General features: G+C 68.2%; 24 protein-coding genes. 13 read left to right on the top strand and 11 right to left on the bottom strand.

Annotation, left to right across the window (positions count from 1 at the left end; translation table 11 throughout):
* Positions 1-33 precede the first annotated feature (33 nt).
* The 4 genes from G7043_RS20770 to G7043_RS20755 are packed head-to-tail and all read left to right on the top strand — an operon-like array spanning position 34 to position 3,173.
* Positions 34-912 carry a glutamate ABC transporter substrate-binding protein gene (locus G7043_RS20770; RefSeq protein ID WP_166047750.1) on the top strand — a complete coding sequence of 293 codons (879 nt, stop codon included), beginning with the start codon at positions 34-36 and terminating at the stop codon, positions 910-912.
* The gene (locus G7043_RS20765; RefSeq protein ID WP_166047747.1) at positions 909-1,523 is read left to right on the top strand and encodes an amino acid ABC transporter permease; all 615 of its coding nucleotides are present in this window, start codon (positions 909-911) and stop codon (positions 1,521-1,523) included. Before G7043_RS20770 ends, G7043_RS20765 begins: the two co-directional genes overlap by 4 nt.
* Positions 1,523-2,290 (top strand): amino acid ABC transporter permease, encoded by a 768-nt coding sequence (locus tag G7043_RS20760; protein ID WP_166047745.1) that lies wholly within the window; start codon positions 1,523-1,525, stop codon positions 2,288-2,290. The genes G7043_RS20765 and G7043_RS20760 overlap by 1 nt, the downstream gene beginning before the upstream one ends.
* Positions 2,271-3,173 carry an asparaginase gene (locus G7043_RS20755; RefSeq protein ID WP_166047743.1) on the top strand — a complete coding sequence of 301 codons (903 nt, stop codon included), beginning with the start codon at positions 2,271-2,273 and terminating at the stop codon, positions 3,171-3,173. Before G7043_RS20760 ends, G7043_RS20755 begins: the two co-directional genes overlap by 20 nt.
* Here G7043_RS20755 and G7043_RS20750 read toward each other — a convergent pair.
* Positions 3,167-3,619: an ester cyclase gene (locus G7043_RS20750; protein ID WP_166047741.1), complete on the bottom strand. Its 453-nt coding sequence runs from the start codon at positions 3,617-3,619 to the stop codon at positions 3,167-3,169. The genes G7043_RS20755 and G7043_RS20750 overlap by 7 nt on opposite strands.
* Positions 3,620-3,687: 68 nt before the next feature.
* On the opposite strand from G7043_RS20750, the gene G7043_RS20745 reads away from it, so the two are divergent.
* Positions 3,688-4,317: a TetR/AcrR family transcriptional regulator C-terminal domain-containing protein gene (locus G7043_RS20745; RefSeq protein WP_166047739.1), complete on the top strand. Its 630-nt coding sequence runs from the start codon at positions 3,688-3,690 to the stop codon at positions 4,315-4,317.
* Here the strand turns inward: G7043_RS20745 and G7043_RS20740 are convergent.
* Together G7043_RS20740 and G7043_RS20735 are read right to left on the bottom strand one after the other, a co-directional pair.
* Entirely contained in the window at positions 4,314-6,317 is a 2,004-nt protein-coding gene (locus G7043_RS20740) for an NPCBM/NEW2 domain-containing protein (protein WP_313887990.1), read from the bottom strand. The two genes, G7043_RS20745 and G7043_RS20740, sit on opposite strands and share 4 nt — an antisense overlap.
* 119 nt (positions 6,318-6,436) lie before the next feature.
* The gene (locus tag G7043_RS20735) at positions 6,437-8,119 is read right to left on the bottom strand and encodes an acyl-CoA dehydrogenase (protein WP_166047737.1); all 1,683 of its coding nucleotides are present in this window, start codon (positions 8,117-8,119) and stop codon (positions 6,437-6,439) included.
* Positions 8,120-8,263: 144 nt separating this feature from the next.
* Here G7043_RS20735 and G7043_RS20730 point away from each other — a divergent pair, with 144 nt between their 5' ends.
* Together G7043_RS20730 and G7043_RS20725 are read left to right on the top strand one after the other, a co-directional pair.
* Positions 8,264-9,343 (top strand): WD40/YVTN/BNR-like repeat-containing protein, encoded by a 1,080-nt coding sequence (locus G7043_RS20730; RefSeq protein ID WP_166047734.1) that lies wholly within the window; start codon positions 8,264-8,266, stop codon positions 9,341-9,343.
* The gene (locus G7043_RS20725) at positions 9,340-9,624 is read left to right on the top strand and encodes a MoaD/ThiS family protein (RefSeq protein ID WP_166047732.1); all 285 of its coding nucleotides are present in this window, start codon (positions 9,340-9,342) and stop codon (positions 9,622-9,624) included. The genes G7043_RS20730 and G7043_RS20725 overlap by 4 nt, the downstream gene beginning before the upstream one ends.
* A 166-nt stretch (positions 9,625-9,790) precedes the next feature.
* On the opposite strand, the gene G7043_RS20720 is transcribed toward G7043_RS20725, so the two are convergent.
* Positions 9,791-10,756, bottom strand: coding sequence for a zinc-binding dehydrogenase (locus tag G7043_RS20720; protein WP_166048242.1), 966 nt, complete (start codon positions 10,754-10,756; stop codon positions 9,791-9,793).
* Positions 10,757-10,840: 84 nt separating this feature from the next.
* A complete protein-coding gene (locus G7043_RS20715) occupies positions 10,841-12,307 on the bottom strand; it encodes an aromatic amino acid ammonia-lyase (protein ID WP_166047730.1) in 1,467 nt (488 codons plus the stop codon).
* A gap of 30 nt (positions 12,308-12,337) precedes the next feature.
* On the opposite strand from G7043_RS20715, the gene G7043_RS20710 reads away from it, so the two are divergent.
* Positions 12,338-15,313 (top strand): DEAD/DEAH box helicase, encoded by a 2,976-nt coding sequence (locus G7043_RS20710; RefSeq protein ID WP_166047729.1) that lies wholly within the window; start codon positions 12,338-12,340, stop codon positions 15,311-15,313.
* On the top strand, positions 15,306-16,148 hold the full coding sequence (locus tag G7043_RS49930; protein WP_166047727.1) for an SWIM zinc finger family protein: 843 nt from the start codon (positions 15,306-15,308) through the stop codon (positions 16,146-16,148). Before G7043_RS20710 ends, G7043_RS49930 begins: the two co-directional genes overlap by 8 nt.
* On the opposite strand, the gene G7043_RS20700 is transcribed toward G7043_RS49930, so the two are convergent.
* From G7043_RS20700 to G7043_RS20680, 5 genes are all read right to left on the bottom strand, one after another.
* Positions 16,145-16,474, bottom strand: a complete 330-nt coding sequence (locus tag G7043_RS20700) for a hypothetical protein (protein WP_166047725.1) — start codon at positions 16,472-16,474, stop codon at positions 16,145-16,147. The genes G7043_RS49930 and G7043_RS20700 overlap by 4 nt on opposite strands.
* Positions 16,475-17,505: 1,031 nt before the next feature.
* Positions 17,506-17,778 (bottom strand): GlsB/YeaQ/YmgE family stress response membrane protein, encoded by a 273-nt coding sequence (locus tag G7043_RS20695; protein ID WP_166047723.1) that lies wholly within the window; start codon positions 17,776-17,778, stop codon positions 17,506-17,508.
* A gap of 63 nt (positions 17,779-17,841) precedes the next feature.
* Positions 17,842-18,324, bottom strand: coding sequence for a hypothetical protein (locus G7043_RS20690; RefSeq protein ID WP_166047721.1), 483 nt, complete (start codon positions 18,322-18,324; stop codon positions 17,842-17,844).
* A 48-nt stretch (positions 18,325-18,372) separates the two neighbouring features.
* A complete protein-coding gene (locus G7043_RS20685) occupies positions 18,373-19,611 on the bottom strand; it encodes a TolB family protein (RefSeq protein WP_166047720.1) in 1,239 nt (412 codons plus the stop codon).
* Between the two features lie 40 nt (positions 19,612-19,651).
* Positions 19,652-20,689, bottom strand: coding sequence for a DUF2786 domain-containing protein (locus tag G7043_RS20680; protein ID WP_166047718.1), 1,038 nt, complete (start codon positions 20,687-20,689; stop codon positions 19,652-19,654).
* A gap of 62 nt (positions 20,690-20,751) precedes the next feature.
* On the opposite strand from G7043_RS20680, the gene folP reads away from it, so the two are divergent.
* The 3 genes from folP to G7043_RS20665 are packed head-to-tail and all read left to right on the top strand — an operon-like array spanning position 20,752 to position 22,862.
* Positions 20,752-21,576 (top strand): dihydropteroate synthase, encoded by an 825-nt coding sequence (gene folP / locus G7043_RS20675; RefSeq protein WP_166047716.1) that lies wholly within the window; start codon positions 20,752-20,754, stop codon positions 21,574-21,576.
* A 14-nt stretch (positions 21,577-21,590) separates the two neighbouring features.
* Complete coding sequence (locus tag G7043_RS20670; protein WP_166047714.1) at positions 21,591-22,529, top strand: hypothetical protein; 939 nt, start codon at positions 21,591-21,593, stop codon at positions 22,527-22,529.
* Between the two features lie 48 nt (positions 22,530-22,577).
* The gene (locus G7043_RS20665) at positions 22,578-22,862 is read left to right on the top strand and encodes a hypothetical protein (protein ID WP_166047712.1); all 285 of its coding nucleotides are present in this window, start codon (positions 22,578-22,580) and stop codon (positions 22,860-22,862) included.
* On the opposite strand, the gene G7043_RS20660 is transcribed toward G7043_RS20665, so the two are convergent.
* A complete protein-coding gene (locus G7043_RS20660; protein ID WP_166047710.1) occupies positions 22,819-23,874 on the bottom strand; it encodes a cytochrome P450 family protein in 1,056 nt (351 codons plus the stop codon). The genes G7043_RS20665 and G7043_RS20660 overlap by 44 nt on opposite strands.
* 84 nt (positions 23,875-23,958) lie before the next feature.
* Between G7043_RS20660 and G7043_RS49430 the strand changes: the two genes are divergently transcribed.
* Complete coding sequence (locus tag G7043_RS49430) at positions 23,959-26,232, top strand: helix-turn-helix transcriptional regulator (protein WP_278185803.1); 2,274 nt, start codon at positions 23,959-23,961, stop codon at positions 26,230-26,232.

The raw sequence follows: 26,232 nt of genomic DNA, 5'->3' as shown, positions 1-26,232 counted from the left end.
TGCCTGATTGATCGCGATCAGTAGCTTCGCCGTATGGGGAGACTGTTCGTAGCAGCGGTGTTGCTCTTCGTGGCCGGGTGTTCCGGCGGCTCGGACGCGGTGCCAGGCGGCAGCAAGATCGACACGTTGCTCGCCAAAGCTCCTGTCTACACAGGTCAGGTGACCCCCGGCTCGGCCGTCGACCGCATCAAGAAACGCGGCAAGCTGCTGATCGGCGGCTCTCAGGACGCGCCGCTGCTGTCCCAGCTCGACCCGATCAGCGGCGAGCTCACGGGGTTCGACGCCTACCTCGGCAAGCTGTTGGCGCAGTACATCGTCGGCAAGCCTTCGACGGAGCTGTTGTCCGCGACCTCGGAGACCCGCGAACCGTTGCTGGCCAACGGAACAGTGGACGTGATCCTGCAGACCTACACGATCACGCCCGCCCGTGAGGAGCGCGTCTCGTTCGCCGGCCCGTACTACGAGTCCGGCCAGGCCATCGCCGTGCGCAAGGGCACCTCCGGCATCGCGAAACCCGCTGACCTGGCAGGCAAAACGGTGATCGTCGGCGCGAACACCCCTGGGGTGAAGGCGGTCCGCGACGCCGCGCCCACCGCGAAGATCGTCGAGTTCGGCTCGGATCCCGAGTGCGTGACCGCGTTGAAGCAGAGCCGTGGTGACGCTTACGTGCAGGACCAGGCGATCCTGGTCGCCGACGCGTCGAAGGACAGCGAACTCCAGCTGGTCGGCGAGCCGTTCACCGAGGACCCGTACGGCATCGGCATCAAGCACGGCGACGCGGAGTTCACGAAGTTCGTGAACGACTGGCTGAGGGAAATCGGCAAGTCGGGGCTGTGGCAGGACGTCTGGAAGCAGACGATCGGCACGGTGGTCACCGGCGACGCGCCGGCACCACCCGCGATCGCCTCATGAGCCTGGTCCTCGAAGGCTTTCTGAACACCGTCGCCCTGACCCTGCTGTCGTTCGCCGGAGCTCTGCTCGCCGGACTCCTGGTCGCGGTTCTGAGGATCGTGCCGGTGCCGCTGCTGCGCGGGGTCGGCGCGGTCTACGTCGAGGTGTGGCGCAACATCCCGTTGCTGGCCTGGCTGGTGCTGTTCGTGTTCGGGCTGCCCGAGGTCGGCGTGAAGATGCCGTTGTTCTGGACGGCCTTCACGGCGATCGCGCTGTACGAGGCCGCTTTCGTCGCGGAAGCGCTGCGGTCGGGCGTGAACTCGGTGGCTGCCGGGCAGGGCGAGGCTGCACGGGCGTTGGGGCTGTCGTTCCGGCAAACGTTGCGGCACGTGATCCTGCCGCAGGCTGCCAGACGCGTTGTGCAGCCGTTGGCGAACATCGCGATCGCGTTGACGATGGCGACGGCACTGGCCGGTGTCGTCGGGGTGGTGGACATGACCCGTGCGGCGCAACGGATCAACCTGGAGCTGGCCCAGCCGTTGCTGGTCTTCACCGGTGTCGGCCTCTGTTATCTGGTGATGGCCGCGGGGATCGGGTTCGGGGCACGGGTGCTGGAACGGCGGTTGGCCTGATGTTCGACGCTCCCGGTCCCCGTTTCCGCCGCCGAGTCTTCTGGGTCTCGGTGGTGTCCGTCGTCGTGCTGGCGGGTCTGCTGGCGCTGGGATTGCGGCAGTTCGCCGCCGGTGGCCAGCTGGACCCGGTTCGCTGGCGGCCGTATCTGACCTGGCCGGTGTGGCGTTATCTGCTCGGAGGCCTGTGGTCGACGGTGGTGGCGGCGTTCGCGACGGGGGTGCTGGCGATGGCGGGAGGGTTGCTGCTCGCGTTGCGGCCCAACCGGTTCACCCGCGCCTACGCCGAGGTCATGCGCACGGTCCCGGTGCTGCTGCTGGTGTACGTGATGCTGTTCGTGCTGCCGTCGTTCGGCGTGAACCTGCCGCTGTTCTGGAAACTCGTGGTGCCGCTGGCGTTGTCGCACGCGGCGTCCTACGCGGTGATCTTCCGGGCGGGCGTGGAGTCCGTTGATCCGGGGCAACGCGAGGCGGGGCTGTCGTTGGGCATGGCGCACGGCGTGGTGACACGGTTCGTGGTGCTGCCACAGGCGGTCCGGCACATGACGCCGTTGCTGGTCACGCAGGCCGTCAGCCTGTTGAAGGACACTTCGCTGGGATATGTCGTGTCCTACACGGAGTTGTTGTTCAACGGGCGGGTGCTCGCGAACTACAACGGTCTGCTGATCCAGACCTTCATCGTCGTGGCGTTCATCTACCTGGTGGTCAACCTGGCGCTGTCCCGGCTGGCCCACCGCCTGGAGGCATCTCGTGCCCGCACTGCTCGCTGAGGTCACGCGGAACGGTTTCGTGGAGAGCCTGCACCACGGCAGCGTCGTCGGGCTGCTGCCGTCCGGTGACGTGGGCGTGTCCGTTGGCGCGGTGGGAGATCCGGTGCTGCCGCGGTCGTGCCTGAAACCGTTCCAGGCGCTGGCGTGCCTGTCCGCCGGGGCGCCGCTCGCGGGGCCCGCGCTGGCGATCGCGGCCGGGTCGCACACGGGGGAGAACCGGCACGTCGAACTGGTGATGCAGCTGCTCGGCGGGTTGCCGGTGGGGTTGCTGCGCTGCCCGGCTTCCTGGCCGGAGGACGACGAGACGCGGCAACGTCTGACGGAACCGTCTCGGGTGCGGATGAACTGTTCCGGCAAGCACGCGGCGATGCTCGCGGCGTGTGTCGCGGCGCGGTGGCCCACCCAGACCTATTTGGAACCGGCGCATCCGTTGCAGCAGCTGGTGTTGCGGACGGTGGAGGATTTGTCCGGCGAGTCCGTTGCGCACGTTGCGGTCGACGGCTGTGGAGCGCCCGTGTTCGGGTTGTCGTTGCACGGCTTGGCGCGCGCGATGCAGGGCCTGGTGCGCACACCGGTTGCCGGCGCGATGCGCAAGTATCCCGAGTACGTGGGCGGCACCGGGCACGTGAACACCGTGATCATGCAGCTGCTGCCGGGAGTGGTGGCCAAGGGCGGCGCGGAGGGGGTGCTGGTGCTGGCCACGGCGGCCGGGCACGCGGTCGCGGTGAAGGTGCTGGACGGAAATCCCCGTGCCACCACGGCGATCGGGCTCACGGCGTTGGCGGCGCTGGGATTCGACGTGTCACCGGCCAAGGAACACCTGTCCGTGCCGGTGCTGGGCGGCGGTCAGGTCGTCGGCGAGGTGAGAGTGGTGTTTCAGTAAGGCCCGGCGTACTCGTCGGGAGCGTTGAGCAGGCCGAGCTGCTGCATGACCGTCGCGCTGTCGCCGTACACCCGTTCGCAGATCAGGACATCCTTCTCGAACAGGAAGAAAGCCACCATCCTGACCTTGAAGGTCTTGTTCGTCGGTGGTTCACCGAGGAGGCTGCCCAGGTGGGTTCCCTGCAGTTCGAACTCGACGACCACCGCGTCATCGGCGTGGTGGATCTCGATGACCTTGTTGTGCTGGTCCGGGAACGTCGCGCGGGTGCGCTGCCAGTACGCGCGGACCTCGTCCACGCCGTCCAGCACCTGACCGGACGCCATGATCTCGTACCGCGGGTGCGGAAACGCGTTCAGGGAGGTGTCGAAGTCGAAGTCGTTCTGGCATTCCAGGTGTTCCAGGACGATCGCCTCGCGCAGCGCTCTGAGCGCCTTGGACTCGGTCATGCCGGCCGACCCTCCTACGTACGCCGTACGTCGCAGGGAAGTTACTCCACGTCGTATGGTCTCCGCCAGTGTCCTCACGTGAACCGCTGACCCGCGACCGCATCGTGGATGCGGCCGTGCGGTTGATCGAACGCGAGGGCGTGGAGGCAGTCTCGATGAGGCGCCTCGCCGCCGAACTGGGCGCGGGCACGATGTCGTTGTACAACCACGTGCCGAACAAGGCAGTGCTGGTCGACCTCGCCGCCGAGCGGATCATGGCGCAGGCGCGGCCGTACCACGTCGACAGCGACGACTGGCGTGATCACTTCCGGGCGCACGCGCGGGCGATTCGTGAGCTGGCGCGGGCGCACCCGCGGGCGTTCGTGCTGCTGTCGACGCGACGGCTGAGCACCGAGGCCGGGTTCCGGACGATCGAGGTCGCGCTGAGGAACTTCGAGCGGGCGGGTTTCCGGGGCAAGATCGCCGTCGGGATGATGCGGGCGATGGTGTCCTACCTGCTCGGCACGTTGATGAGGGAGGTCGCGACCTCGCCGGAGCTCGGCGGGATCGCGCTGTCGCCGTACGAAGACGTTGACACGTCGGCGTTTCCGTTGTCCGCCGAGGTGCTGGACGAGCTGGGCACCTACGACCACGATCACGAGTTCGAGTTCGGGCTCGAACTCATGATCGCGGCGTTGGAGCGGTACCGGCCGGACTAGCAGGTGATCTTCAGGTCACCCCAGTCGGCGTGGTCGTAGGACTTGCCGTTGCCGCCGTCCTTCACGATCAGGCGGGTGACGGTCGCCTGGGAGATGGTGGCCTCCAACGACTTCGCGGCGTCCATGCCGCTGACCGGTCCGCTGTCGTAGACCATCCTGTTGTCGGCCCACACCTCGTAGCTGACGAGGCTCAGCGGGTTGACCTTCTTGTCGTCGATGCCGATGGTCGCGGTGACCTTCGAGCAGTTGCCGCCGGTGTAGTACTCGACGTGCGCGGGGGCGTGCGTGCCGAGGCCCTTCGCGAACACCTTGCCGCGGATGGTGATCGGGCCGCCGTCGCCCTGTTTGGCCTCGCCGTTGGTGGTGTCGACCTCGACCGGGCCGTGGCCGTTGGCGCTGCGCAGCCACTTCAGGTCGCTGACGAACAGCTCTCCCTTCGGTGCCGCGCCGGGGACCAGTGCCTCGGTGGAGTACTGCCTCGTCACCGGGTTGTTCTCGTGCGGGCTGTGGAAGGTGAAGCTCGCGTTGATCGGGAACCGGCCTGGTGCGGCGGTGTCCGGGACGGTCACCTGCCAGGTCGTTCTGAACGACTTCTCGCCGGGCAGGATCGCTTTGAAGCTGGTCGTGGTGGCTTTCGCGGTCCAGCCCTGCGGGACCTGGAGAGTGGCCTGGACCAGGGCGATCGGCAGACGGCCGGCGTTGCTCACCGAGGTCGTGTAGGTGACGGACCTGCCGGGTTGCACGATCGGCAGTGCGCCGGGATAGAGGACCTCGCCGTTCGCGGCCGTGGTGATGGCGGGCGGGTAGCGGTACCAGTCCTTCGCCGCGCTGACGCGGAACATGGCGCTGCCGTGCGGCGGGAGTGCGGCACTGATCTCGCCGGCGGAGTGCGTGGTGGTCTTGGCCCAGAGGTCGCGGACCCGGTAGCCGCCGGCCTTCGTGAGGCCGAGTTCCTGGGCGGTCACGGACATGTCGGCGGCGCTGTCGTTCTCGTTGAACAGCAACACGGCCTTGTCGCCGTTGCTGAGCGGCTTGACGAGGACGTGGTTGCCGCCCTCGTTGCGGATCACCTTGCCCTGCACGCCGAGCTTGTCCTGGTTGACGGCGATGACCTCGCGGTTCTCCAGGATCTCGAACGTCTCCGGCGTGACCTTGCGCAGGTCGGCGCCGATCAGCAGCGGTGCGGCCATGATCGACCAGAGGCTGAAGTGGCTGCGGTACTCGAGGTCCGTCATGCCGCCGTTGCCGACCTCCAGCATGTCCGGGTCGTTCCAGTGGCCGGGGCCGGCGTGGTCGGCGAGTTCCATGTTGCGCTTGGCGATCGACACCATGGAGTTCCAGTTGTCGCTGATGTCGCCGGTGGTGCGCCACAGGTGGCCGACGTCCTTCGCCCACTCCCACGGCTTGTTCTGGCCCCATTCGCAGAGGCTGAACACGATCTCGCGGCCGGTGGCGTTGAGTGCGTCGCGCATCTTGGTGTAGCGGAGTTTGGCGTCGACACCCTGGTTGTTGCAGTTGTCGTACTTGAGGTAGTCGACGCCCCAGCTCGCGAACAGCCTGGCGTCCTGCTCCTCGTGGTCGAGGCCGCCCGGGAAGCCGCCGTCCTTGTTGCAGGTCTTGGTGCCGGCGCTGGTGTAGATGCCGAACTTGAGGCCCTTGGCGTGCACGTAGTCGGCGACGGCCTTGATGCCGTGGGGAAAGCGGACCGGGTGGGGGACGAGGTCGCCCTGGGCGTTGCGTTCAGGGAGGGCCCAGCAGTCGTCGATGTTGACGTACTCGTAGCCCGCGTCCTTCAGGCCCTTGGTCACGAAGATGTCGGCGATGCCCTTGACCATGTCTTCGTTGAAGTCGTTGCGGCAGTGCGTGGTGTTCCAGTTGTTGAAGCCCATCGGCGGTGTGAGGGCGAGGGCTGGCTTTTCCGCGGCCTGTGCTTTGGGCGTGATGAAGGCTGCTGTGATGAGGGCGGCGACTGCGGCTGTGCGCCATCTGCGGTGTTCCACGTGCACGCGCTCCCTTGTGGCTGTGGAGGGCGGCGGCGTCTCATGTAAACGTTTGTGGAACGGATGCGTCAAGGGGGCGGAACCTGTCGGCTCCGCCCCCTGTGTCGCGTTCGGTGCTGCTAGGGGCGCATCTCGTACTGGCCGGACAGCGCCACGACCTGCTGCCAGACGGCGTCGAAACGGGCCTGGTCGACGTGCGGCTTGCGGATCTGGCCGAGCGCCCACTGCTGCTGGGCCTCGGTGCTGCTGGGCTTGCCGTGCAGGGCGGTCGCGTAGCCGGCGAAGTCGCGGACCAGGACGTCGAAGATCTGGTCGAGGACGTTCTGGTCGGTCTGGGTGATCTTGGCCTGCTCCAGCACCAGCTGGCCGTAGACGACGAGGGTGAAGAGGTGGCCGAGGTTCAGCAGGAAGTCGAGGTCCTTCTGCTGGTGCTCGTCGGGTGCCGCGGTGGTGAGCAGGGTCTTGATGGCCTTGGCCTGCTCGTGGAACAGCCGCACGTTCGGCAGGTGGGCGTGCTCCGCGTAGATCGGCTCCCAGTCGTGGAACTGGATCTTGCCGAGGCCGCGCGCGGGGCCCTGGTGCCAGAAGAAGTCGTCGTCCTTGGGCTCGTGGACGCTCGGGACCTCGGCGTAGCTCTTGGGGTTGAAGAGGTAGTTCGGCATGAACTTCAGCACCAGGGCCAGGTTCACGTGCACGGTGCCCTCGAGCTTGGGCAGCGCGCGGATGTCGGCGGTGGCGCGGGTGAAGTAGGTGTCCTTCTCGAAACCCTTGGCGGCGATGACGTCCCAGAGCAGGTCGATGACGTTCTCGCCCTCGCTCGTCACCTTCATCTTGGTGATGGGGTTGAAGAGGAGGTAGCGGCGGTCGTTCTCGTCGGCGCTGCGGAAGTAGTCGACACTGCGGTCCGCGAAGAGCTTCATCGCGGTGAGGCGCGCGTAGGCGTCGACGAAGTTCTGGCGCACGTGCGGGAAGTCGGTGACCGGGTTGCCGTAGAGGATCCGGTTGTGGGCGTGGGTGATCGCCTCGTAGAAGGAGTGCTCGCAGATGCCGATGCTGGCCGTGCAGAGGTTGAACTTGCCGACGTTGACGGTGTTCAGCGCCGCGGAGAAGGCGTCAGGGCCGCGGTGGAGGATGTCCTTCTCGGTGAGCGGGTAGTCCTCGAGGCGGAACTCGCTGACGAACATCTGGCTGTCGACGACGTTCTTGACCAGCTTGAAGTTCTCGTGCTGGCTGTCGACGGCGAAGAAGACGTAGTCGTCTCCCTCCTTGCCGAACACGCTGACCATGCCGGCGACGTTGCCGTTGCCGATGTAGTACTTGCTGCCGTTGGCCCGGTAGCCGTCCTCGGTCTTCGTAAGGATCATGTCGGTGCTGTAGACGTCCGCGCCGTGTTCCTTCTCGGAGAGGCCGAACGCGAAGACCGCGCCGCTGTCGAGCAGGGCCGCGGCCTTCTGCTTGGCCTCCTCGTTGTCGCTCATCCAGATCGGGCCGAGGCCGAGCACCGTGACCTGCCAGGCGTACCAGTACTGCAGGCCGTAGAAGCCGAGCACCTCGCTGAACGCGGCGTTGCGGGCGGCGTCCCAGCGCTTGGTGCCGTCGACACTCGCGGGCGTGCAGAAGGTCGCGAAGAGCTTCTCCTGCTTCACGAAGTCGAGGAACTCCGTGTACCAGACCTTGTCCTGCGCGTCCGCGATCAGCTGCCGCTTGCCGCGAGCCTCGAACCAGTCGACGGTCGCCCTGAGCAGGCGGCGGGTCTCGTCGTCGAGGTGGGCGGGGTCGTAGTGGTTCGGGTCGAGCAGCACTGGCGCCTCCTTGCGTCTCCTCTTTCGGACGCTACCAGTGAGTAACTTGTCGGTCTACGTGGGGTTTCTCCCTTGCTCAGAAATTGTCAGACCCCCGGCGTAACGTGCCCTGCATCACATCTTCTCCTGGGAGGTCGCGTTGCGATGACGGTGGTTGTGGCGATCGGTACGCGCAAGGGGCTGTGGCTCGCCCGCAGTGAGGATCGGGTCACCTGGCAGGTCGACGGACCGCACCACGCGATGCAGGAGGTGTACGCCGTCGCGTTCGACACCCGCTCGGGCGTACGTCTGCTGGCCGGGGTGGCGTCACCGCACTTCGGTCCGGGCGTGTCCATCTCGGACGACCTCGGGGCCACGTGGGAGGAGTCCTCGTCGCCCCCGATCACGTTCCCGGTGGAAGACGCGGCGCTGGAGCGCGTGTGGCAGCTCCAACCGGCCCCCGCGTCCCAGCCGGGCGTCGTGTGGGCGGGCACCCAGCCGTCCGCGCTGTTCAAGTCGACCGACGGCGGCCGCTCGTTCGAGTTCGTAGAGGGCCTCTGGAACCACCCGCACCGCCCGGAGTGGGAAGCGGGCTTCGGCGGCCAGGCCATCCACACGATCGTGCCGGACCCGGCAGATCCCGACCGACTGCTCGTGGCCATGTCGACCGGCGGCGTCTACCGCACGGCCGACGGCGGCAAGTCCTGGGAAGCCCGCAACAAGGGCATCAAGGCCTACTTCCTCCCCGACCCGTGGCCGGAGTTCGGCCAGTGCGTGCACAAGGTCGCCCAGCACCCTGCTCAGGCGTCTCGTTTCTACGCCCAGAACCACCACGGCGTGTACCGCAGCGACGACGGCGGCGACTCCTGGCAGTCGATCGCCGAAGGCCTGCCCACCGACTTCGGCTTCGCCATGGTCGTGCATCCCCACGACCCGGACACCATCTTCACCTTCCCGATCGAAGCGGACGGCCGCCGCTTCCCGCCGGAAGGCAAGTGCCGCGTCTACCGCTCCCGAGACGCGGGCGCGTCGTGGCAACCCCTGGGCACCGGTCTGCCCGACAACTTCTGGACAGCCGTGATGCGCGACGCGATGTGCACCGACACCGCCCCCGTCCCCGGCGTCTACTTCGGCTCCCGCTCCGGCGAGGTCTACGCGAGCCCGGACGAAGGCGAAACCTGGCACCAGGTGGCCGCTCACCTGCCGGACGTGATGTCGGTGCGGGCCGCGGTGATCCCGACGTGAAGGTGACGGTCCTGATCCCAGGCGTCCTGCGCACCGCCACCGACGGCGCGTCCCACCTGGACGTGGACGTCCCGGAGCCCGCCACCCTCGGCGCGGCTCTGGACGTCCTCGCCGACACCTACCCGGGCCTCGACCGCCGCCTACGCGACGAGCGCGCCGACTTACGCCGCTACGTGAACTTCTACGTCAACGGCGAGGAGTGCCGCCGCCTCTCCGGCCCGGCCACGCCATTACCGGCGGGCGCCGAAATCCAGATCCTGCCGTCGGTGGCAGGCGGCTGACGGCTGAGCGGGGTTGCGCCGCACCGGGGATGGCGGCGCAACCCGGCCGGTCGCGCCCGACCGTGAACCCGCCCGGCGACACGCGTTGCCGAGAGGGTTCGCAGTCAGACTGCCGCGAGGCGTCCTGCTGAGCGTGAATTCACCGCCGACGTTGCGTGACACGCAACTAGATCAGCAGCAGCGACTTGCCGAGGGTGGTGCGTTCTTCGAGCGACCGGTGCGCCTTCGAAGCCTCTGCCAGCTGGTACGTCGCGCCGATCACCGGGCGGAGGCGGCCCTGCGCGGTGAGGGTGAGGGCCTCGCTGAGGAGTTCTCGCACGGTTGCCGGGTCGGGAGGTCCGGCGGCCAGCACGTTGTCCACGTGCACCTGCCGGGCGCTCGCCGCTGCCGGATCGATGTCGGCGAACCCGTCCGAGGTGCCGTAGGTGAGGAAGCGGCCGCCCCTGGCCACGGTCTCGAACACGGCCTTGCCGAGCGCTCCGCCCGCGCCGTCGAAGGCCAGGTCGACACCGTTGCCGCCGGTCGCTTCGCGAACCCGGTGCTGCCAGCCGTCGAGCGAGTAGTCGACGGCCAGCTCCGCGCCCAGGTCGCGGGCCAGCGCGAGCTTGCGGTCGCCGCGAGCCGCGGCGATGACGCGTGCGCCGGCGTCGCGAGCGAGTTGCACCAGCAGCGAGCCCGCGCCGCCCGCGGCCGCGGCCACCAGGACCCACTCGCCTTTCTCGATCTTGGCTCTACGGGCGAGGTTCAGCGCGGTCATGCCGTCGTGCGTCAGGGCGGCCGCCGCAGGCGAATCCAGGCCGTCAGGGACCTCGACGATCTCCTCGGCCGAGAAGACGGCCTGTTCCGCGTAAGCGCCGGACCCGTGGCCGATGACGTGGCGGCCCAGCCACGCCGGATCCACGCCCTCGCCGACGGACAGCACGTGCCCCGCCCCACCCTCACCAGGCACGTAGGGCGGGTGCCGCGGGAAGAACTCGCCGCCCCAGCCGCTGCGCAGCAGCGTGTCCAGGAAGATCACGTCGGCGGCGTTCAGTCCGACCACCACCTGTCCCGGACCGGCCACCGGCTCGGGCACCTCGTCAGGGCGCAGCACCTCGGGTCCACCGAACTCGTGCACGCGGACTGCCCTCATCACGACCACATCCCCATCTCGATCACCTTGGTCGTGTCTCACCGTAAAAGCTCCAGCATGGTGGAGATCAAGGCCGAGATTTCCTCAGCAGGAAGCGAAGTCATCGAGCAGGGCAGAGGCGACCTCCACGTCCGGGCTGAGTTGGCGGTCGGACATGTCCGGGTTCAGCTTCGACTCGGCGGCTTCGAAGGCGGCTCGCAGCGCCGGTGTCTCCGGGGTGATGCCGCGCAGTCGCAGGGCACGGACGGCGGCGACCACCTCGCAGGCCAGCACCAGACGGAACGCGCCGAGCGAGCGCAGGGCCTGGGAGGCGGACTGGAAGGCGAAGCTCGAGTTCTCCTCCTGGCCGCGTGACACCACGGCGTTGCCGATGCTCGCGGGTTCGGCGAGCGTGCGGACCTCGGCCAGCGCGGAGTTGGCGCTGTACTCGAGGATCATCACGCCCGAACTGCCGCGCACGCCCTCGGCCAGGAAGGGGCGCAGGCCGGTGAAGTTCGGCTCGACCAGGGTGGCGAGGCGCGCCGTCGAGAGGTGGCCGGTGTGCAGCATCGACAACCTGAGCCGGTCCAGGGCCTGGCCGAGGTACGCGCTGTGGAAGGCGCCGTGGTGGTAGGCGGCGTCGTCGTCGGGGCCGAACTGGTCGGCGACGATCAGCGGGTTCTCGGCGGCGGCGTTGAACTCGACGTCGAGGACGCGGCCGAGGTCGGTGGCGGCGTCCACGGCCGGGCCGTGGATCTGCGGGAAGCAGCGGTAGCCGAACGGGTCCTGGATGCGGGCCGGTGGCTGGGACGGCTCGGCCAGCAGGCGGCGCATCTCGGCGGCGACCGCGACCTGGCCGGGGTGGGGGCGGCCGAGGTGGACGCGTTCGTCGTAGGCCTCGACGGCGCCGTCGACGGCGAGGAACGACAGCGCGGCGACCACGTGGGTGGCCTTGAGCAGTTGGTGCGCGTCCTGCCAGGCCAGGCCCGCCATGCCGATGGTGAGCGCGTTGCTGCTGATCAACGCCAGCGCGTCGCCCGAGTCGAGCTCGATCGGGTCGGGCGTCTGGGTGGAGCCGAGCCAGTAGCGCTCGCCGAGCAGGGTCAGGCCGGTTTCGGCCAGGGCGGTGAGGTCACCCGTGCCGATGGCTCCGTATTCGTGCACGCCGGGGTAGCAGCTGCTGTTCAGGGCGGCGAGCAGGGCGTCGGCCACGGCTCTGCGCACGCCCGCGCCGCCCGCGAGGAGCTGGTTGAGGCGCACGACCATCATGGCGCGCACCTGTTCTTCGGGGAGCATGCCGCCGAGGCCGCCCGCGTGGCTGCGCAGCAGACGCAGGCCGTGCTCGGCCCAGCCTTCGGTGCTGACGATCTGGTCGCGGTTCGCGCCGACACCGGTCGTGCGGCCGTACACCTGTCGTCGGACCACAAGGCGCTGGCTCGCGCGCCACGACGCATCGAGGCGGGCGAGGCCGTCCTCGTGCAGTGCGACCGGGGAGTGATATCTCGCCACGCGCACCACGTCGTCGGCGCCGAGGGACTGACCGTCCAGCACGACAGGGGAGTCTTCGACCATGGCACCAATGTGAGCACATAGGGTTCAACGGTGCTCGTACTGCATGGCCTGTGCACGACCGACGGCGTCCTCGCGCTGTGGGCCGAGGATTCCGGGCTGCCCACACGCAGCGAGAGTGCCAGGCGGGACGCGCCGCACCCCTTCGCGGCGACGGCCGAGTCGGTGGCCGCCGCGCTCGGGCAGGACGTTCCCAAGACGATCACCCGCGCGCTGCTGTTGCCGTCGTTCTCATCAGGGCCGATGGCGTCGCCGGAGCTGGTCCGCGACCCGCTGGCGGCGGGACGGGCGCAGCGCGGCAAGGTGCAGCTGCGGCAGTGGGGAGTACCGACGATCCGTCTGACGGCCAAGCCGGAGCCGGGTGCCGAGGTGCGGTTGAGCGACTCCGCGCGGTTCGTGTTCGACGTGGCGGGGTTCGCCGCCGATCTCGTCGACCGCGGACGTGTGCTGCCGGCGGTCGCGGCGGACCAGGCCGTCGCGCGGTGGGTGCCGGTGCTGTCGGGCACGGACTCGGCGCGGTTCGCGGCGTTGCTGGCCGCGATGCCGCCGGCCTGCCGGTGCGAGGAGATCGCCGGTGACCCGGCCGAACTCGTCCGCGCGGCGCTCACGACGGCGGTCGACGAGCAGGTGCGGGACCGCCTGCACGGCGTGGAACTCGCGCCGAAACGGCGTGGCCGGGAGACGACCGCGGAGGCGTGGCTCGCCGCGCTCACCGGGGAACCGGCGTTCGACGCGGACCCGGTGGAGCTCTACGAGCTGCGCGAACAACTCGACCGCTGGCGGGACAGCGCGGGCAACGAGAGCCCGGTGCGCACCTGCTTCCGGCTGCGCTCGCCCGAGCAGCGCGACAACGACGAGTGGGCGATCGAGTTCCTGCTGCAGGCCGTCGACGAGCCGAGCGTGCTGGTGCCCGCGTACCAGGTGTGGTTCGCGGACGACGGCGTGCTGCGGCGCTGGATCCCTGCACCGCAGGAGCACCTGCTGGCCGACCTCGGCCGGGCGAGCAAGCTGCACCCCGACCTCGACGAGGCGTTGCGCGGGTCGCACCCGGCCGAGATGGAGGTCGACGCGGACGGCGCGTACCGGTTCCTGACCGCGGCGCCCGTGCTGGCGCAGGCGGGATTCGGCGTGCTGCTGCCGTCGTGGTGGCAGCAGACGACCAGGCTGGGCCTGAAGCTCACCACGAAGAGCCGTGGCACGGCCGGAACCGTCGCCAAGGAGAGCGAGATCGGGCTCAAGTCCATTGTGGACTACAAGTGGGAGCTCGCGCTCGGCGAGGACACGCTGACCGATGCCGAGCTGGCCGAGCTGGCCAGGGCGAAGGTGCCGCTGGTGAAGGTGCGCGGCCAGTGGGTGCAGGTCGACCAGAAACGTCTCGCCGCGGGCCTCGCGTTCCTCAAGCGTGGTGGCGGCCAGATGACCGCGGTCGAAGTGATGCTCCACAGTGGATTCACCGAGGCGGACGAGAGCCTGCCGCTCCCGCTGACCTCCGTCGAGGCCGACGGCTGGCTCGGCGACCTGTTGTCCGGCAAGGCCGACGAGCAGCTCGAACCCGTTGAGCCACCAGCGAACTTCGGTGCGCGGCTGCGCCCCTACCAGCAGCGCGGCCTGGCGTGGCTCGCGTTCCTCGACAAGATCGGCCTGGGTGCGTGCCTGGCCGACGACATGGGACTCGGCAAGACCGTTCAGCTGCTGGCACTGGAAGCGCTGAACCGCTCTGGTGGCAAGCGCCCGCCGACGTTGCTGATCTGCCCGATGTCGGTGGTCGGCAACTGGCAGCGCGAGGCCGCCCGGTTCACCCCGGAGCTGTCCGTGCACGTGCACCACGGCGCCGATCGCCTGGACGGCGACGCGCTGCGCGAGGCCGTCGAGAGCCACGACCTGGTGCTGACCACGTACGCGCTGGCCGGCCGCGACGCAGACGCGCTGGGCGACCTCACCTGGGACCGCGTCGTGCTCGACGAGGCGCAGAACATCAAGAACAGCGCGACCCGTCAGTCCCAGGCCGTGCGCCAGCTCAAGGCACGCCACCGCGTCGCGCTGACCGGCACCCCGGTCGAGAACCGCCTGGCCGAGCTGTGGTCGATCATGGACTTCGCCAACCCCGGCGTGCTCGGCACGATCAACACGTTCCGCGCCCGCTTCGCCGTGCCGGTGGAGCGCCACAACGATCAGGACGCCGCCGCCCGCCTGCGGAAGATCACGAACCCGTTCGTGCTGCGGCGTGTGAAGACCGATCCCCGCATCATCAGCGACCTGCCGGACAAGGTCGAGATGCGCCAGCTGTGCAACCTCACCACCGAGCAGGCCTCGCTCTACCAGGCCGTCGTCAACGACATGCTGGAGAAGATCGAGGAGTCCGAAGGCATCGGCCGCAAGGGTCTGGTGCTCGCCACGATGTCCAAGCTCAAGCAGGTCTGCAACCACCCGGCGCACTTCCTCGGCGACGGATCCCGGGTCGCCGGCCGCTCCGGCAAGCTCGCGCGCCTCGAGGAAGTGCTCGAAGAAGTGCTCGCCGAGGGCGACAAGGCGTTGTGCTTCACGCAGTTCACGGAGTTCGGCAGCATGCTCGTGCCCTACCTCGCCGCGCGCTTCGACACCGAGGTGATGTTCCTGCACGGCGGTACGAACAAGGCTGCTCGCGACCGCATGGTCGAACGCTTTCAGGACAAGAACGGCCCCTCCCTCTTCCTGTTGTCGTTGAAGGCGGGCGGCACCGGCCTTAACCTGACCGCCGCCAACCACGTGATCCACCTGGACCGCTGGTGGAACCCCGCGGTCGAGGACCAGGCGACCGACCGCGCCTTCCGCATCGGCCAGCGACGCAACGTGCAGGTGCGCAAGTTCGTCTGCATCGGCACCCTCGAAGAACGCATCGACGCCATGATCGAAGAAAAGCGCGCGCTGGCCCAGCTGGTCGTGGGCGCCGGCGAGAACTGGCTCACCGAGCTGTCCACCGCCCAGCTGCGCGACCTGCTGACGCTGTCCGGGGAGGCAATCGGTGAGTGAACACTGGTCCGGTCCTCGCTACGGCAAGACCATCAAGGTCGACAACGGCATCAAGGCCAAGAGCAAACGCGGCGACATCGGCGCCACCTGGTGGTCGCGCCGCTTCATCGAGGTGCTCGAGTCGTTCGGCATGGGCGGCCGCCTGACCCGCGGCCGCAACTACGCGCGCCAAGGCCAGGTGCTGTCGCTTTCGTTGTCCACCAGCATGGTCATCGCTTTGGTGCAGGGTTCACGCCCCACCCCGTACAAGACCCGGATCGCGATCAAGGCGTTCACGACCCCGGAATGGCAGCGCATCGAACACGCCCTGGCCGGCAAAGCCCTGTACGCGGCCAAGTTGCTGGCCGGCGAGATGCCGTCGGACATCGAGACCCTGTTCGCGTCGCTGGGCCTCCAACTCTTCCCGGCGTCGTCTCGCGAGCTGACGATGGACTGCACGTGCCCGGACTGGGAAGTCCCGTGCAAACACCTCGCAGCCGCCTGCTACCTGCTGGCCGAGTCGTTCGACAACGACCCGTTCGAGATCCTGGCCTGGCGCGGCCGCAGCCGTGAGGACCTGCTCGAACGCCTCCGCACCCTGCGCGGCACCACCCGCGCGGTGGCGGCTCGCGAGGAGGCGCCACCGCTGACGAAGTGCCTGGACACGTTCTGGCAGCGGCAAACCACGTCGAGCTTGAGTTTCGGCGACCCGACGGCAACGGTGCGCGCGGACGCGGTGCTCGACCAGCTGGACGCCGTGCCGATCACGGTGCGCTCGTCGAACCTCGTGGACCTGTTGAGGCCGGCCTATCTGTCGTTGCAGCCTCCTTCCGATGCTTCGCAGATCGCTGACTAGAACAGGTCGCTGATCGATTTCCAGGTGAACGGATCGGCCCAGCCGGCATCGTTGCGCTGCCAGGCGGTGAAGGCGGTGTGGACCTTGTCCGCGGACACCGTCATGGTCTGGAAGTGCTCCACGGCTGAGCCGGCTCGGTGTTCGAGTTGGTAGAGGCCGTCTGGGCGTTGCCACACCTGGATGTAGGTGTCGTCGCTTTCGGACAGGACCACGACGCTTTCGCGTGCCATGTTGAGGACGGCTGCCTCGACCTGGCTGGGTTTCGGGTTGCGGGTGCGGTGGAGTCGGGATCCCTCCAGCACGGTGTGGCGGCGGGGTTCAGGCATGTCACATGGTGACACCGGGGGTTGGGGTTGGGATCGTGGGCGGTCGTGCAGCGTTGCTCGGGTAGCGGACAGTGCTGTTCGGGGGCAGCGGTGTTCTGGGGTAGGGCAGCGGTGGTCGGGTTTGAGTCACGTTCCCCTTGCTGGCTCATGAGCGCAGGGGAGCGGGATTTTGTTGGCGCGCCGAGGTTCCCGCGTGTTGTGTGTCGACGGGTATCCCGCGGCTCGGATCGTGCGCAGGGTGGCCTGACTACCCGAGTGGAAGGACACGCGGGCAGCGGTGAAGGGCAGTGCGGCTCGGGGTGGGCGGCAGTGCCGTTCGGGGTGGGAAGCGGTGGGCGGGGCTTGAGGCGGGTGGGTTGTCCTTTGCCGGTTCGTGGGTCGCAGATGCGCGGGATCCGTTGGTGACGCTGAGGTCCAGGCGCGTTGAGCGGTGGAGGGCAGCGCGACTCGGCCGTGCGCGGCGTGGTGTGACTACCCGAGCGGGAGCGAGGGGTGGGCAGTGCGGCACGCGCCGTGGAATGGCTGTCCGCCTGGGAGCGAGCGTGGGCAGCGTGTCTGGGGCCGTGCGTAGGGCGTGTGGCTGCCTGCGCGGGAGCGAGCGTGAGCGGCGCGACTTGGGCCGTGTGCAGGGCGCTGTGGCTGGCCGCGCGGAAGCGAGCGTGGACAGCGTGGCTCGGGCCGTGCGCAGGGTGGTTTGTTTACCTGGGAGGAAGCGAGCGTGGGTAGTGCAGCTCGTTCCGTGGGCGGCCTGGCGTGGCTGCCCACACGGAAGCGCGAGTGGTGCGGCTCAGTGTTGTGGGCAGGGCGCTGTGGTTGCCCGCGCGGGAGTGAGTGCGGGTAGTGGGGGACGGGTGTTGGTTGCTTGCGCGGGCGGCCGGCAGCCGGGGTTGCTCGTGGGCGGCGGGGCCGTGGACCCGTTGGTTGCGGTGCGGGCCGGGCGCGTTGGGCGTCGGCGGGCAGGGCGGGCTCGGGTCTGCGGCCTGGCGGGTGGTGGGGGTGGGGCGGCGTTGGCCGCCCTGCCCGGTGGGTGGCTAGTGGGGGAGTTTGGTTTTGGAGCGGTTGGCCAGGAGGGTCACGCCGGCGCCGGCGAGGCCTACTTGGAGGGCCAGTTCGATCCAGTCGATGCCCGGCGTGTCGGCCACGCCGAAGACTGTGGCCGCCGCGGTGCCCAGCAGGGCCGCGACGATGCCCACCAGGATGGTGGCCAGCCACGAGAGGTGTTGCCTGCCCGGGATCACCAGGCGGCCCAGACCGCCGATGATGGCTCCGAAGAGCAGTGCGGTGAACAAGCCGCCGATTTCCACGATGTACCCCCTGAGACTCTGGTGCTTGCTACTCCAGCGTCCGCCGGGCGGGAGGGCGGCGAATCAGGTTTTGCCCTGAGCGGTCCCTGACTTTCCCCCTAGCAGGACGGCCGCCGCCGGGGAGAGTTCGCGGCCTGGGACGTCCGGATCGCAGCCGACCCTGGGCAGGCGGGCCCGGATGGCGGTGGCCGAGCGTTCCATGATTTCGGCGATGGTGCGGATCAGGGCGGGAGCCTGTTCGGTCGTCGGGGTGAGCCAGGCGGTGCGCAGGTCGTGGTCGAGGGATTCGGTCCAGGGCTGGTTGGCGTTGCGGTGGCGGGACGGGCGGGTGCGCAGGCGCGTGTGGGCGCCCAGGACGCGCGACAGGAGTTTGCCGATCGTGGCGCCGCCCTCGACCGGGAGTCGAAGGCGGCCGTCCGCGATCACCTCGCCCGAGTCGAGCGACCCCAGCAGGTCCAGCACCATCGACTCGTCCGAGTCCGTCGTGGCGCTCAGCCGGTAGTTGACCTCGCCGAGCTTGATCTCGTTGTGGAAGGTGGATGTCATGGGGTCGACGTTAGGGAGGGGGTCTGACTCTTTTTCGCTTTGGGGTCTTCAGATGCCCTTGTGAAGGAGGAGTTCACTCGAAGGGGTGGTGGGTGCCAGGTTCGTCGCGAGCGTCGCGAACACCACCGCGCGGCCGTCCGCGCTGATCGAGGGCGCGACCGAGAAGTTGTTGCCCTGCTTGCCGAATCGTTCGCTCAGCCGCACGATCGAACCAGACCTCATGTCCTTCAGGAACACGTCGTCGACGTTGTTGGTGTCACGGCGCACCAGGTTCGAGGCCAGCGACGAGAACACGACGAAACGACCGTCCGCGCTCACCGAGGGCTGGTAGGGCTGCGCGTCGGACACCGTCCCGTCAGGACGCGTGTTGACTCGCGTGATCGCCTTGGTGCGCAAGTCCTTCAGGAAGATGTCCGGTGTGTCCTCGGTGTCACCGGGCACCAACGTGTCACCCCACGCCACGAACAACACGCGCGAACCATCGGGCGTGATAGCGGGCATCAGCGTGTAGGAGGAAGTCTGCGCACCAGTGGCGGACACGTTGACTCGTTCCACAGCACCGGAAACGACGTCCTTCACGAACATGTCCACACTGCCGTTCGTGTCGTCCGGCACCAGGTTCGTGGCCGCGGAGGGGAACACCACCAGTCGTCCGTCGGCACTCATCGCGAGACCGTGGTGCACCAGCTTGTCGCCCTGGGCGCCAGACGCCGAGGTGCTGATCCGCGTGACCTTCCCCGACGACCGATCCGCGAGGAACACGTCCGCCACGCCGTTGGTGTCGCCCTCCACCAACGTCGACGCCTCGGACCGGAACGCCACATAACGCCCGTCGGCACTGATCGCCGGGCTGCCGAACGCCGGGCCGTTGCCGCCACTCACGCGAGACACCCGTCCGGTGCGCATGTCGGTCACGAACACGTCGTCGACGCCGTTGGTGTCACCGGCGACCAGATTCGCGGCAGACGACACGAACGCCACGAACCGCCCATCCGCGCTCAAAGCCGGAGGGTCGAACGAAGGCCCGTCACCGCCGCGTGAGGCAGAACGCACGACACCAGTGCGCAGATCCTTCACGAAGACGTCGGAGACACCGTTGCGGTCTCCGTGCACGAGGTTCGACGCGAGGGAGGGAAACGCGACATAACGCCCGTCAGCGCTGATCACCGGGGTCGTGGAGTCGCCGTTGCCCCGCGTCAGAGGTCTGAGCAGCGAGAACGACGCGGAAGCCGTCGAAGACAGGCCCACCACGAGCACAGCGGCAACGGCGAGAGACTTCCCGAACATGGACGTGCACCACCCTAGGTCGCGGGGCGGCGCCGTCAGCCTATCCCGATGTCACGGTTTTCCGGCCGGTACCGATGTCGGCGACGTCCGCGGCCGCACGGCCCGCGCCCCACCCGGCCGCCGAACGCACCGTCACGCGTGAAGTGCGCGTCCGCGTGAACATCTCGTCGAACAACGTGTCCACGGCCTTCTTGCGGTCGGCGAGCACCGGCAACAACCGTTCGTCCGAGACCTCAGGCGGCTCGGACAGTCGTTCACCGATCCGGGTCGCGTAGGCCACCAGGAACGACTTCCGGAACGGCCGTGAGCGCGCCTCAGACCCCTTACCGTGCTTGCCGCCGAACGCCACCATCGCCCGTGTCGCCTGCACGAGCAGTGACGTCGACAGCAGCTCCACGCTCTCCAGGTCCACCTCGTCGCCCACCAGTGCGACGAACCCGAACCCGTCGTACGCGACCGCACGCGAGCGGAAGGCACCGGACACCACGTGCACGAGCTGCGACTTCTCCTTGAAGTAGCTCTTGTCGAGCCACATCCGCCGCGACGTCGCCTGCGCCGGCAGGTCCGCGTCGAGCATCGCCCGCTCCAGGGCGTGCCGGTTCATCAGCTCCTGCGCCTTGGCCGACAGCGCCTCGGCCTCCTCGGGGAACGACGTCGACTCGGCCTTCGCGAGCAGCCCGCGCACCCGGTTCAGGACCTTCGGGTCCAGGCCCGCGCGCACGGCTGACGTCAACCTGTCGCCTGGCAACGGCAGGATGTGCGGCAACGAAGGCAACCGCCCCAAAAACTCCAACAGCCGTGCGGCCGTACGAGACGCGTAGGACGCCGTCTCGATGTGGCGCGAAGCCCACGCCTCCAGCAACGGGCCCTCCCACCAGACGGAGGCGCCGATCTCGTCGAGCTGACGCTGCCACCGCGGGTGCACCGTCGCCTCGGCATGAGGCGAACAGGACAAAGCGATCACGTCCACCACGAGAGAGGTGGCCGACTCGTCGAGTGAACGCGACACCATCTCACGAACGTCGTACGGCAGCCAGCCCCGCTGCCAGGCCGCGTCGACCGCTTTCACCAGTTCCACGCCAGGCAGTATGAGACGTCCGCCATGTGCAAAGGACGCCGCCCGCCTGGTAGACACGGGATGTGATCGAGCTCCAGTTCCGCGGCCGGACCGTCGTCCGCGACCACGCGCTGGTGATGGCGATCATCAACCGCACCCCGGACTCGTTCTACGACAAGGGCGCCACCTACGCCGAGGACGTCGCGATGGAGGCCGTGCACCGCGTCGTCGACGAAGGCGCGGACATCGTCGACATCGGCGGTGTGAAGGCGGGCCCCGGCGACCTCGTCGACTCCGGCGAGGAAGTGCGCCGCGTCGTGCCGTTCATCGCACGCGTGCGCGACGCGTACCCGGACCTCATCATCAGCAGCGACACGTGGCGCGCGGACGTCGGCCGGCTCGCCTGCGAGGCCGGAGCCGACCTGCTCAACGACACGTGGGCGGGTGCGGACCCCCAGCTGGCCGAGGTCGCCGCGGAGTACGGCGCCGGTTACGTCTGCTCGCACACGGGCGGTGTGAAGCCCCGCACGCGTCCGCATAGGGTTAGTTACCCGAACGTGGTGGCGGACGTCATCGCTGAGACGACCGCGCACGCGGAGAAGGTGGTCGCGCTCGGTGTGCCTCGCAAGAGCGTGCTGATCGATCCCACACACGACTTCGGCAAGAACACATGGCACAGCCTCGCGCTGGTGCGGCACACGGACGAGCTGGTGGCGACCGGGTGGCCGGTGCTGATGGCGTTGTCCAACAAGGACTTCGTCGGGGAGACCCTCGGCGTGGAACTGCACGAGCGCGTCGAGGGCACCCTCGTCGCGACCGCGATCGCGGCGTTGGCGGGCGCCGCGGTCTTCCGCGCGCACGAAGTGGCGCGCACCAGACGAGTACTCGAGTCCGTCGCTCGACTGTGAGCTGGAGGTATCAGGTGGACGACGTCTTCGCCCGGTTTTCGGAGGACCGGTGGGACGACTTCCTCGACGAACTCGACAAGATCCGGGTGAGCGTGGCGGATCCCGCGGAACGGCAGCAGATGAAGGCGACCGCGCGCCGGGACGCGCGGGAGGCGGGCACTCAGCCGTTGCTCGTGCGGATGGCCATCGCGGATCACTACCTGAACCTGCTCGCGATCGGCGTGTGGGCGGGCGACGAGAGCTGGCGCGCGGATCTGCGTGACCTGGTGGCCTCTCTCGTGCCCGAAAACGACGAGTCACGTGACGACGCCCTGGTGAGCTCTGTCATCGCCGTGGTGCTCGCACAGCTGTTGCAGGACGCACGCCTGCGCGGCGGCTCCGAGGCCGACGTCATCGCACGGTCGGCGTGGGAGAAGGCGCAGGAGTGGGCGGCCTACGCGGAGGACCGTCACGTCGAACGACTCCTGCACGCCTCCACGGAGGCCGGCGCGCGCGTGGTGACGGCCTCGGAGGTCCAGGAGGTCGTCGAACTGGCCACGGCCGCCGCGGACGACCAGCACGCCGAGACGATCGCGGCGCTGGAGGCGGAGGGCTTCCAGGCGGAGTTCATGAACGGCGTGTGGGTGGTCGACGGAGACTTCCGGAACGCGGTCAGGGCGGCTGCGCGCGCGATTACGTTGACCGGCTATGGATGTGTTCTCGCGCGCAACATCCGGCAATCCGCTGTGATGCTGTGGCACGAGAACACGCTCGCCATGGCGGACTCGAAGGTGCCGCGCTGGCGCGTCTACCCGATCCTCGCGCCGGTTACTCCGCAATCGAAGTTTTCCGGCGGGGAAGGGCTGCCGTTCACCCGCGAGACACATCCGCTGGCACCCGCCCCAGAAGTCGTGCGCCGGTTGGCCGACGCCGTTGGTGTCAACCTGTCCCATCTGCTGGCTGCATTGCGGTGAAAGGGTGATCTTTGACTTTCCGCAACCTTCACTCGTTATCTTGGTGGCATGCCCAGATTTGCCGAGTTCGATGTGGAAGGCCTGCGTAAATCCAGCGCCGTCGCGGACTTTCCCTGGTCAGAGACGTGGGTCACGTTGATCCGCGTCGATGCCAAGGGAGTTGTCCGGCAAGCCAAGTCGTTGACCGAGAAAGCTTCCTTGCTGACTGTCGCGTCAGAAAAGGACCTCGTCATCGCCTCCTGTCCGGAGATTTACGCCGTCGACGACCTGTCGGCGGCCCGAGCCGCAGTCAAGGCTTCGGTCGCACGCGAAATGACGCCAAGCCTCGGATGAATGACTCCCGCCACTCGGGCTCAGCGGCGAGCACGAGTTCCGGGAAACGCCGAAGGAGAGTTCCGAACGCGATCTCTCCCTCGATGCGAGCCAGCCGCGCCCCCACGCAGTAGTGGATCCCGTGGCCGAACGCGACGTGCGGGTCCCGGCCCAGCTGCAGCACGTCCGGATCGGAATACCGGGACCGATCCCGGTTCGCTGCACCAAGTGAGACGGTGACCTGCGAAGATCGTGGAATCGTCACCCCTCCGATCACCACGTCGGTGGTGGCGACGCGGATCAGTCCTGTGGGGAACGGCCCGTCGAAGCGCAGGAGCTCCTCGACGGCGTCCGGAATCAGGAGCGGGTCGTCGATCAACCTCTGCTTCATGACGGGATCGCACAGCAACGTGAGCAGACCGCTGCCGATGAGCTGCACGGTCGTCTCGTGTCCAGCTGAGATGAGCAACACGAGGTTCTGCACGAGGTTCGGTTCGTCGCGGAGCTCGGTGATGACGTCGTCACCGAGCTCTTTGGTCTCCAGGAGCCGCTCCGTGTATGCCACGAACCTGCCGTAGGCCTCGGCCGTGGTGGCCGGCGCGAGCAGCTCGGACGAGAGCGCGCGGACCTCGTCCCTGTCACTTTCGGGCACACCCAGCAGTTCACAGATGACCGTGATCGGCAGCGGGTAGGCGAACGTGTTGATCACATCCACCTCCTCCTCGGTCTCCCACGCGTCGAGCAGTTCGTTGGTGATCTGCTCGATTCGCGGCCGTAGCGCCTCCACGCGCCGTGTGGAGAACGCGCGCGCGACGGGCTTGCGGAGCCGTGTGTGGTCCGGTGGATCGGTGTGGTTCAGCATGTTGCTGCCGGGGAGGAAGGCACTGCTGAGTCCTGGGTGGCTGAGCGCCTGAACAACGTCGTCGTAGCGGGCGATCAGCCACGTCGGCTGGCCGTCCGGGGTCTCGATCAGCGCCGGGCCCTGCCTCAGCCACTCGTCGAAGTACGGTGTCGGGTCGGTGAAGAAACTCATGCCATCAGCGTGGCGTTTGCGCTGGTCGGAAGCATGAGTAAGTGATCACCCAGGTTCATTGAGGGGATCCCCTAGCCTGACTGCATGGGGTGGCCGTTCGTGGGGAGGAACACCGAACTCGCCGCGGTCCGGCGTGCGGTGCGAGGGACCGGGCTGATCGTGGCGGGGCCTGCCGGTGTGGGCAAGACACGGCTGTTGGACGAAGTGGCGTGCGACATCCGTCTGCGTGCCACGGCGGCCATATCGGAGATCCCGTTGGGCGTCATGGCGCCCTTCTTGCCGTCAGTGGATCCCTCGCCGTTGGCGATGTTGACCGCCGCACGGACGGCGTTGCGCGGTCGCGTTGTGGTGGTGGACGACGTCCATCTGCTCGACGACGCGTCGGCGGGTTTGTTGCACATGCTCGTGCAACACCGCGAGGCCGTCGTGGTGGCGACTCTGCGTTCGGGCGAGCGCGCGCCTGATCCCGTTGTGGCACTGTGGAAAGACGAGCTGTTGCCACGCATCGAGCTGGAGCCGTTGGGGCGTTCGGCGGTGACCGAGGTGCTGGAGACCGTGCTCGGTGGCTCTGTGGACAGCGCTTCCGCGGAACGGCTGTGGACGGCATCTGCGGGCAACATGTTGCTGCTGCGAGAGATGCACTTCGCTGCGCACTGGGTGTCGCACGACGGCATGTGGTCGTTGGACGGACCGTTGCCTCTGTCGCCGCGGTTGGTCGAGCTGATCGAGACACATCTTGCCGCTGTGCCGGCCGAGGAACGACGTGTGCTGGAGTTGCTCGCGTTCGGCGAACCGCTCGACCTCGCCGCTTCGGAGGCGTTGGACGGGCTCGTCACCGTGTCTTCCGACGGGTTGAGGCTCGCGCATCCGTTGTATGGAGAGGTGTTGCGCGCGCAGTGTCCTCCTCTGCGCAAGCGCAACCATCAGCGCCACTTGGCGTCCGTGCTGAAGGACCCGTTGCGAGTAGCCGTTCTGCGTCTGGACAGCGGTACGGCGGATGACCCCGCACTGCTGCTGCAGGCTGCACACCTCGCCAGCGCGACGGGTGGTGTTGTTCTGACAGAACGACTCGCACGTGCCGCATGGTCTGTCGGTGGTGGCGCGGAAGCCGCGTGGCTGTTGGCGCACGTGCTGATGTTCACCGACCGTGCGGAGGAAGCCGAAGAAGTCTTTGCGATGGTCGCCACCGACGACGACCCGATCGAGATCCGCACCATGCGCGGCATGAACCTGGGGTGGGCTCTCGGACGCGAGGAAGAGGCCGCAGAGCTGATCGAGATGCCGGCGGGACGGGCCGTGATGCTGCTCTACGCGGGCAAGTACGACGAGGCCCGCGCGTTGCTCTCAGAATCCGATCCGGGCGAGGCATCGATGATCGCGATGATCGACGTGGTGCGAGGCCAGTACACGGGGCCGTTTCCAGTGGTCCCCACGAGCCCTGATGACGGGCTCGGGGCCGTGATGATGGCGTTCGCCGAGGTGTTCGTGCACTCCCTGCACGGCGATCTGGCTCGTGCGGAACGTCTTGCCGTGCGCATGTATCGGGAGAAAGCCGAGTGGGACACCATGCGGTCGAGCTGGGCGGTGTCGTGTGCCGGGCTGGCGAGGGCGGGTGGACGGCTGCTCGAAGCCCGGCGGTTGTTGCTGGAGGCGCGGCCCGCGGAGCCGTTCGCGCGATTCTGCGAGCTCGCGCAGGTGGAGGCGTTGCTGGGCAATGACGCGCGATCATGGCTCGCCGAAGCGGAAAAGCTGGTGCCGGAAGGGATGCGGCCGTACCGGATCGGGTTGTGGCTGGCCCGGATCTGGGCGGGTGGGATCTCGCCGTTCACGGCGGCCGCCGATGCCCGCGCCCACGGTGAGTTGGCGATCGAGGCGTTGCTGCTGCACGAGGCGGTACGGCTCGGCCACGCGGCCGATGCGCTTGAACGGTTGCGCGAACTCGCTTCTTCGACCACGGGGTTGCTGGTTCCGGTGTTCGCGGCACATGCGGAAGCCCTGGTGCGCAACGACTCTGCCGCGTTGGAGGAAGTCGCAGCGCGGTTCGAGTCAGCAGGGTTCATGCTGCACGCGGCGGAAGCTGCTGCTGAGTCTGGCAACCGGGCGTTGTTCGGCCGGTTGGTCGGCTTCTGCGAGGGCGCGCGCACTCCTGCGTTGGCTCTGATGTCCGCGGCGTCTCTCACGCGCCGTGAACGGGAGATCGCCGTGCTGGCTGCACGCGGTTTGACCAACAAGGAGATCGCGTCGTCGTTGGTGATTTCCGTGCGGACCGTCGACAACCACCTGTCGAACACCTACGCGAAGCTCGGCATCGCGACCCGCGGCGAGCTCGCGTTGGTCCTAACGGATGACAACGGTTAA

This window comes from Lentzea alba, from assembly GCF_011067745.1.
Classification (GTDB): Bacteria; Actinomycetota; Actinomycetes; order Mycobacteriales; family Pseudonocardiaceae; genus Lentzea; species Lentzea alba.
This window is presented reverse-complemented; position numbering and strand designations above follow the sequence as displayed.

Excerpts from the sequence above, each read along its gene's own strand:
- G7043_RS20770 (WP_166047750.1), top strand. The coding sequence starts at position 34 with ATGGGGAGACTGTTCGTAGCAGCGGTGTTGCTCTTCGTGGCCGGGTGT.
- G7043_RS20765 (WP_166047747.1), top strand. The coding sequence starts at position 909 with ATGAGCCTGGTCCTCGAAGGCTTTCTGAACACCGTCGCCCTGACCCTG.
- G7043_RS20760 (WP_166047745.1), top strand. The coding sequence starts at position 1,523 with ATGTTCGACGCTCCCGGTCCCCGTTTCCGCCGCCGAGTCTTCTGGGTC.
- G7043_RS20750 (WP_166047741.1), bottom strand. The coding sequence starts at position 3,619 with ATGACCGAGTCCAAGGCGCTCAGAGCGCTGCGCGAGGCGATCGTCCTG.
- G7043_RS20730 (WP_166047734.1), top strand. The coding sequence starts at position 8,264 with ATGACGGTGGTTGTGGCGATCGGTACGCGCAAGGGGCTGTGGCTCGCC.
- G7043_RS20720 (WP_166048242.1), bottom strand. The coding sequence starts at position 10,756 with ATGAGGGCAGTCCGCGTGCACGAGTTCGGTGGACCCGAGGTGCTGCGC.
- G7043_RS20715 (WP_166047730.1), bottom strand. The coding sequence starts at position 12,307 with ATGGTCGAAGACTCCCCTGTCGTGCTGGACGGTCAGTCCCTCGGCGCC.
- G7043_RS20700 (WP_166047725.1), bottom strand. The coding sequence starts at position 16,474 with ATGCCTGAACCCCGCCGCCACACCGTGCTGGAGGGATCCCGACTCCAC.
- G7043_RS20690 (WP_166047721.1), bottom strand. The coding sequence starts at position 18,324 with ATGACATCCACCTTCCACAACGAGATCAAGCTCGGCGAGGTCAACTAC.
- G7043_RS20685 (WP_166047720.1), bottom strand. The coding sequence starts at position 19,611 with ATGTTCGGGAAGTCTCTCGCCGTTGCCGCTGTGCTCGTGGTGGGCCTG.
- G7043_RS20665 (WP_166047712.1), top strand. The coding sequence starts at position 22,578 with ATGCCCAGATTTGCCGAGTTCGATGTGGAAGGCCTGCGTAAATCCAGC.
- G7043_RS20660 (WP_166047710.1), bottom strand. The coding sequence starts at position 23,874 with ATGAGTTTCTTCACCGACCCGACACCGTACTTCGACGAGTGGCTGAGG.
- G7043_RS49430 (WP_278185803.1), top strand. The coding sequence starts at position 23,959 with ATGGGGTGGCCGTTCGTGGGGAGGAACACCGAACTCGCCGCGGTCCGG.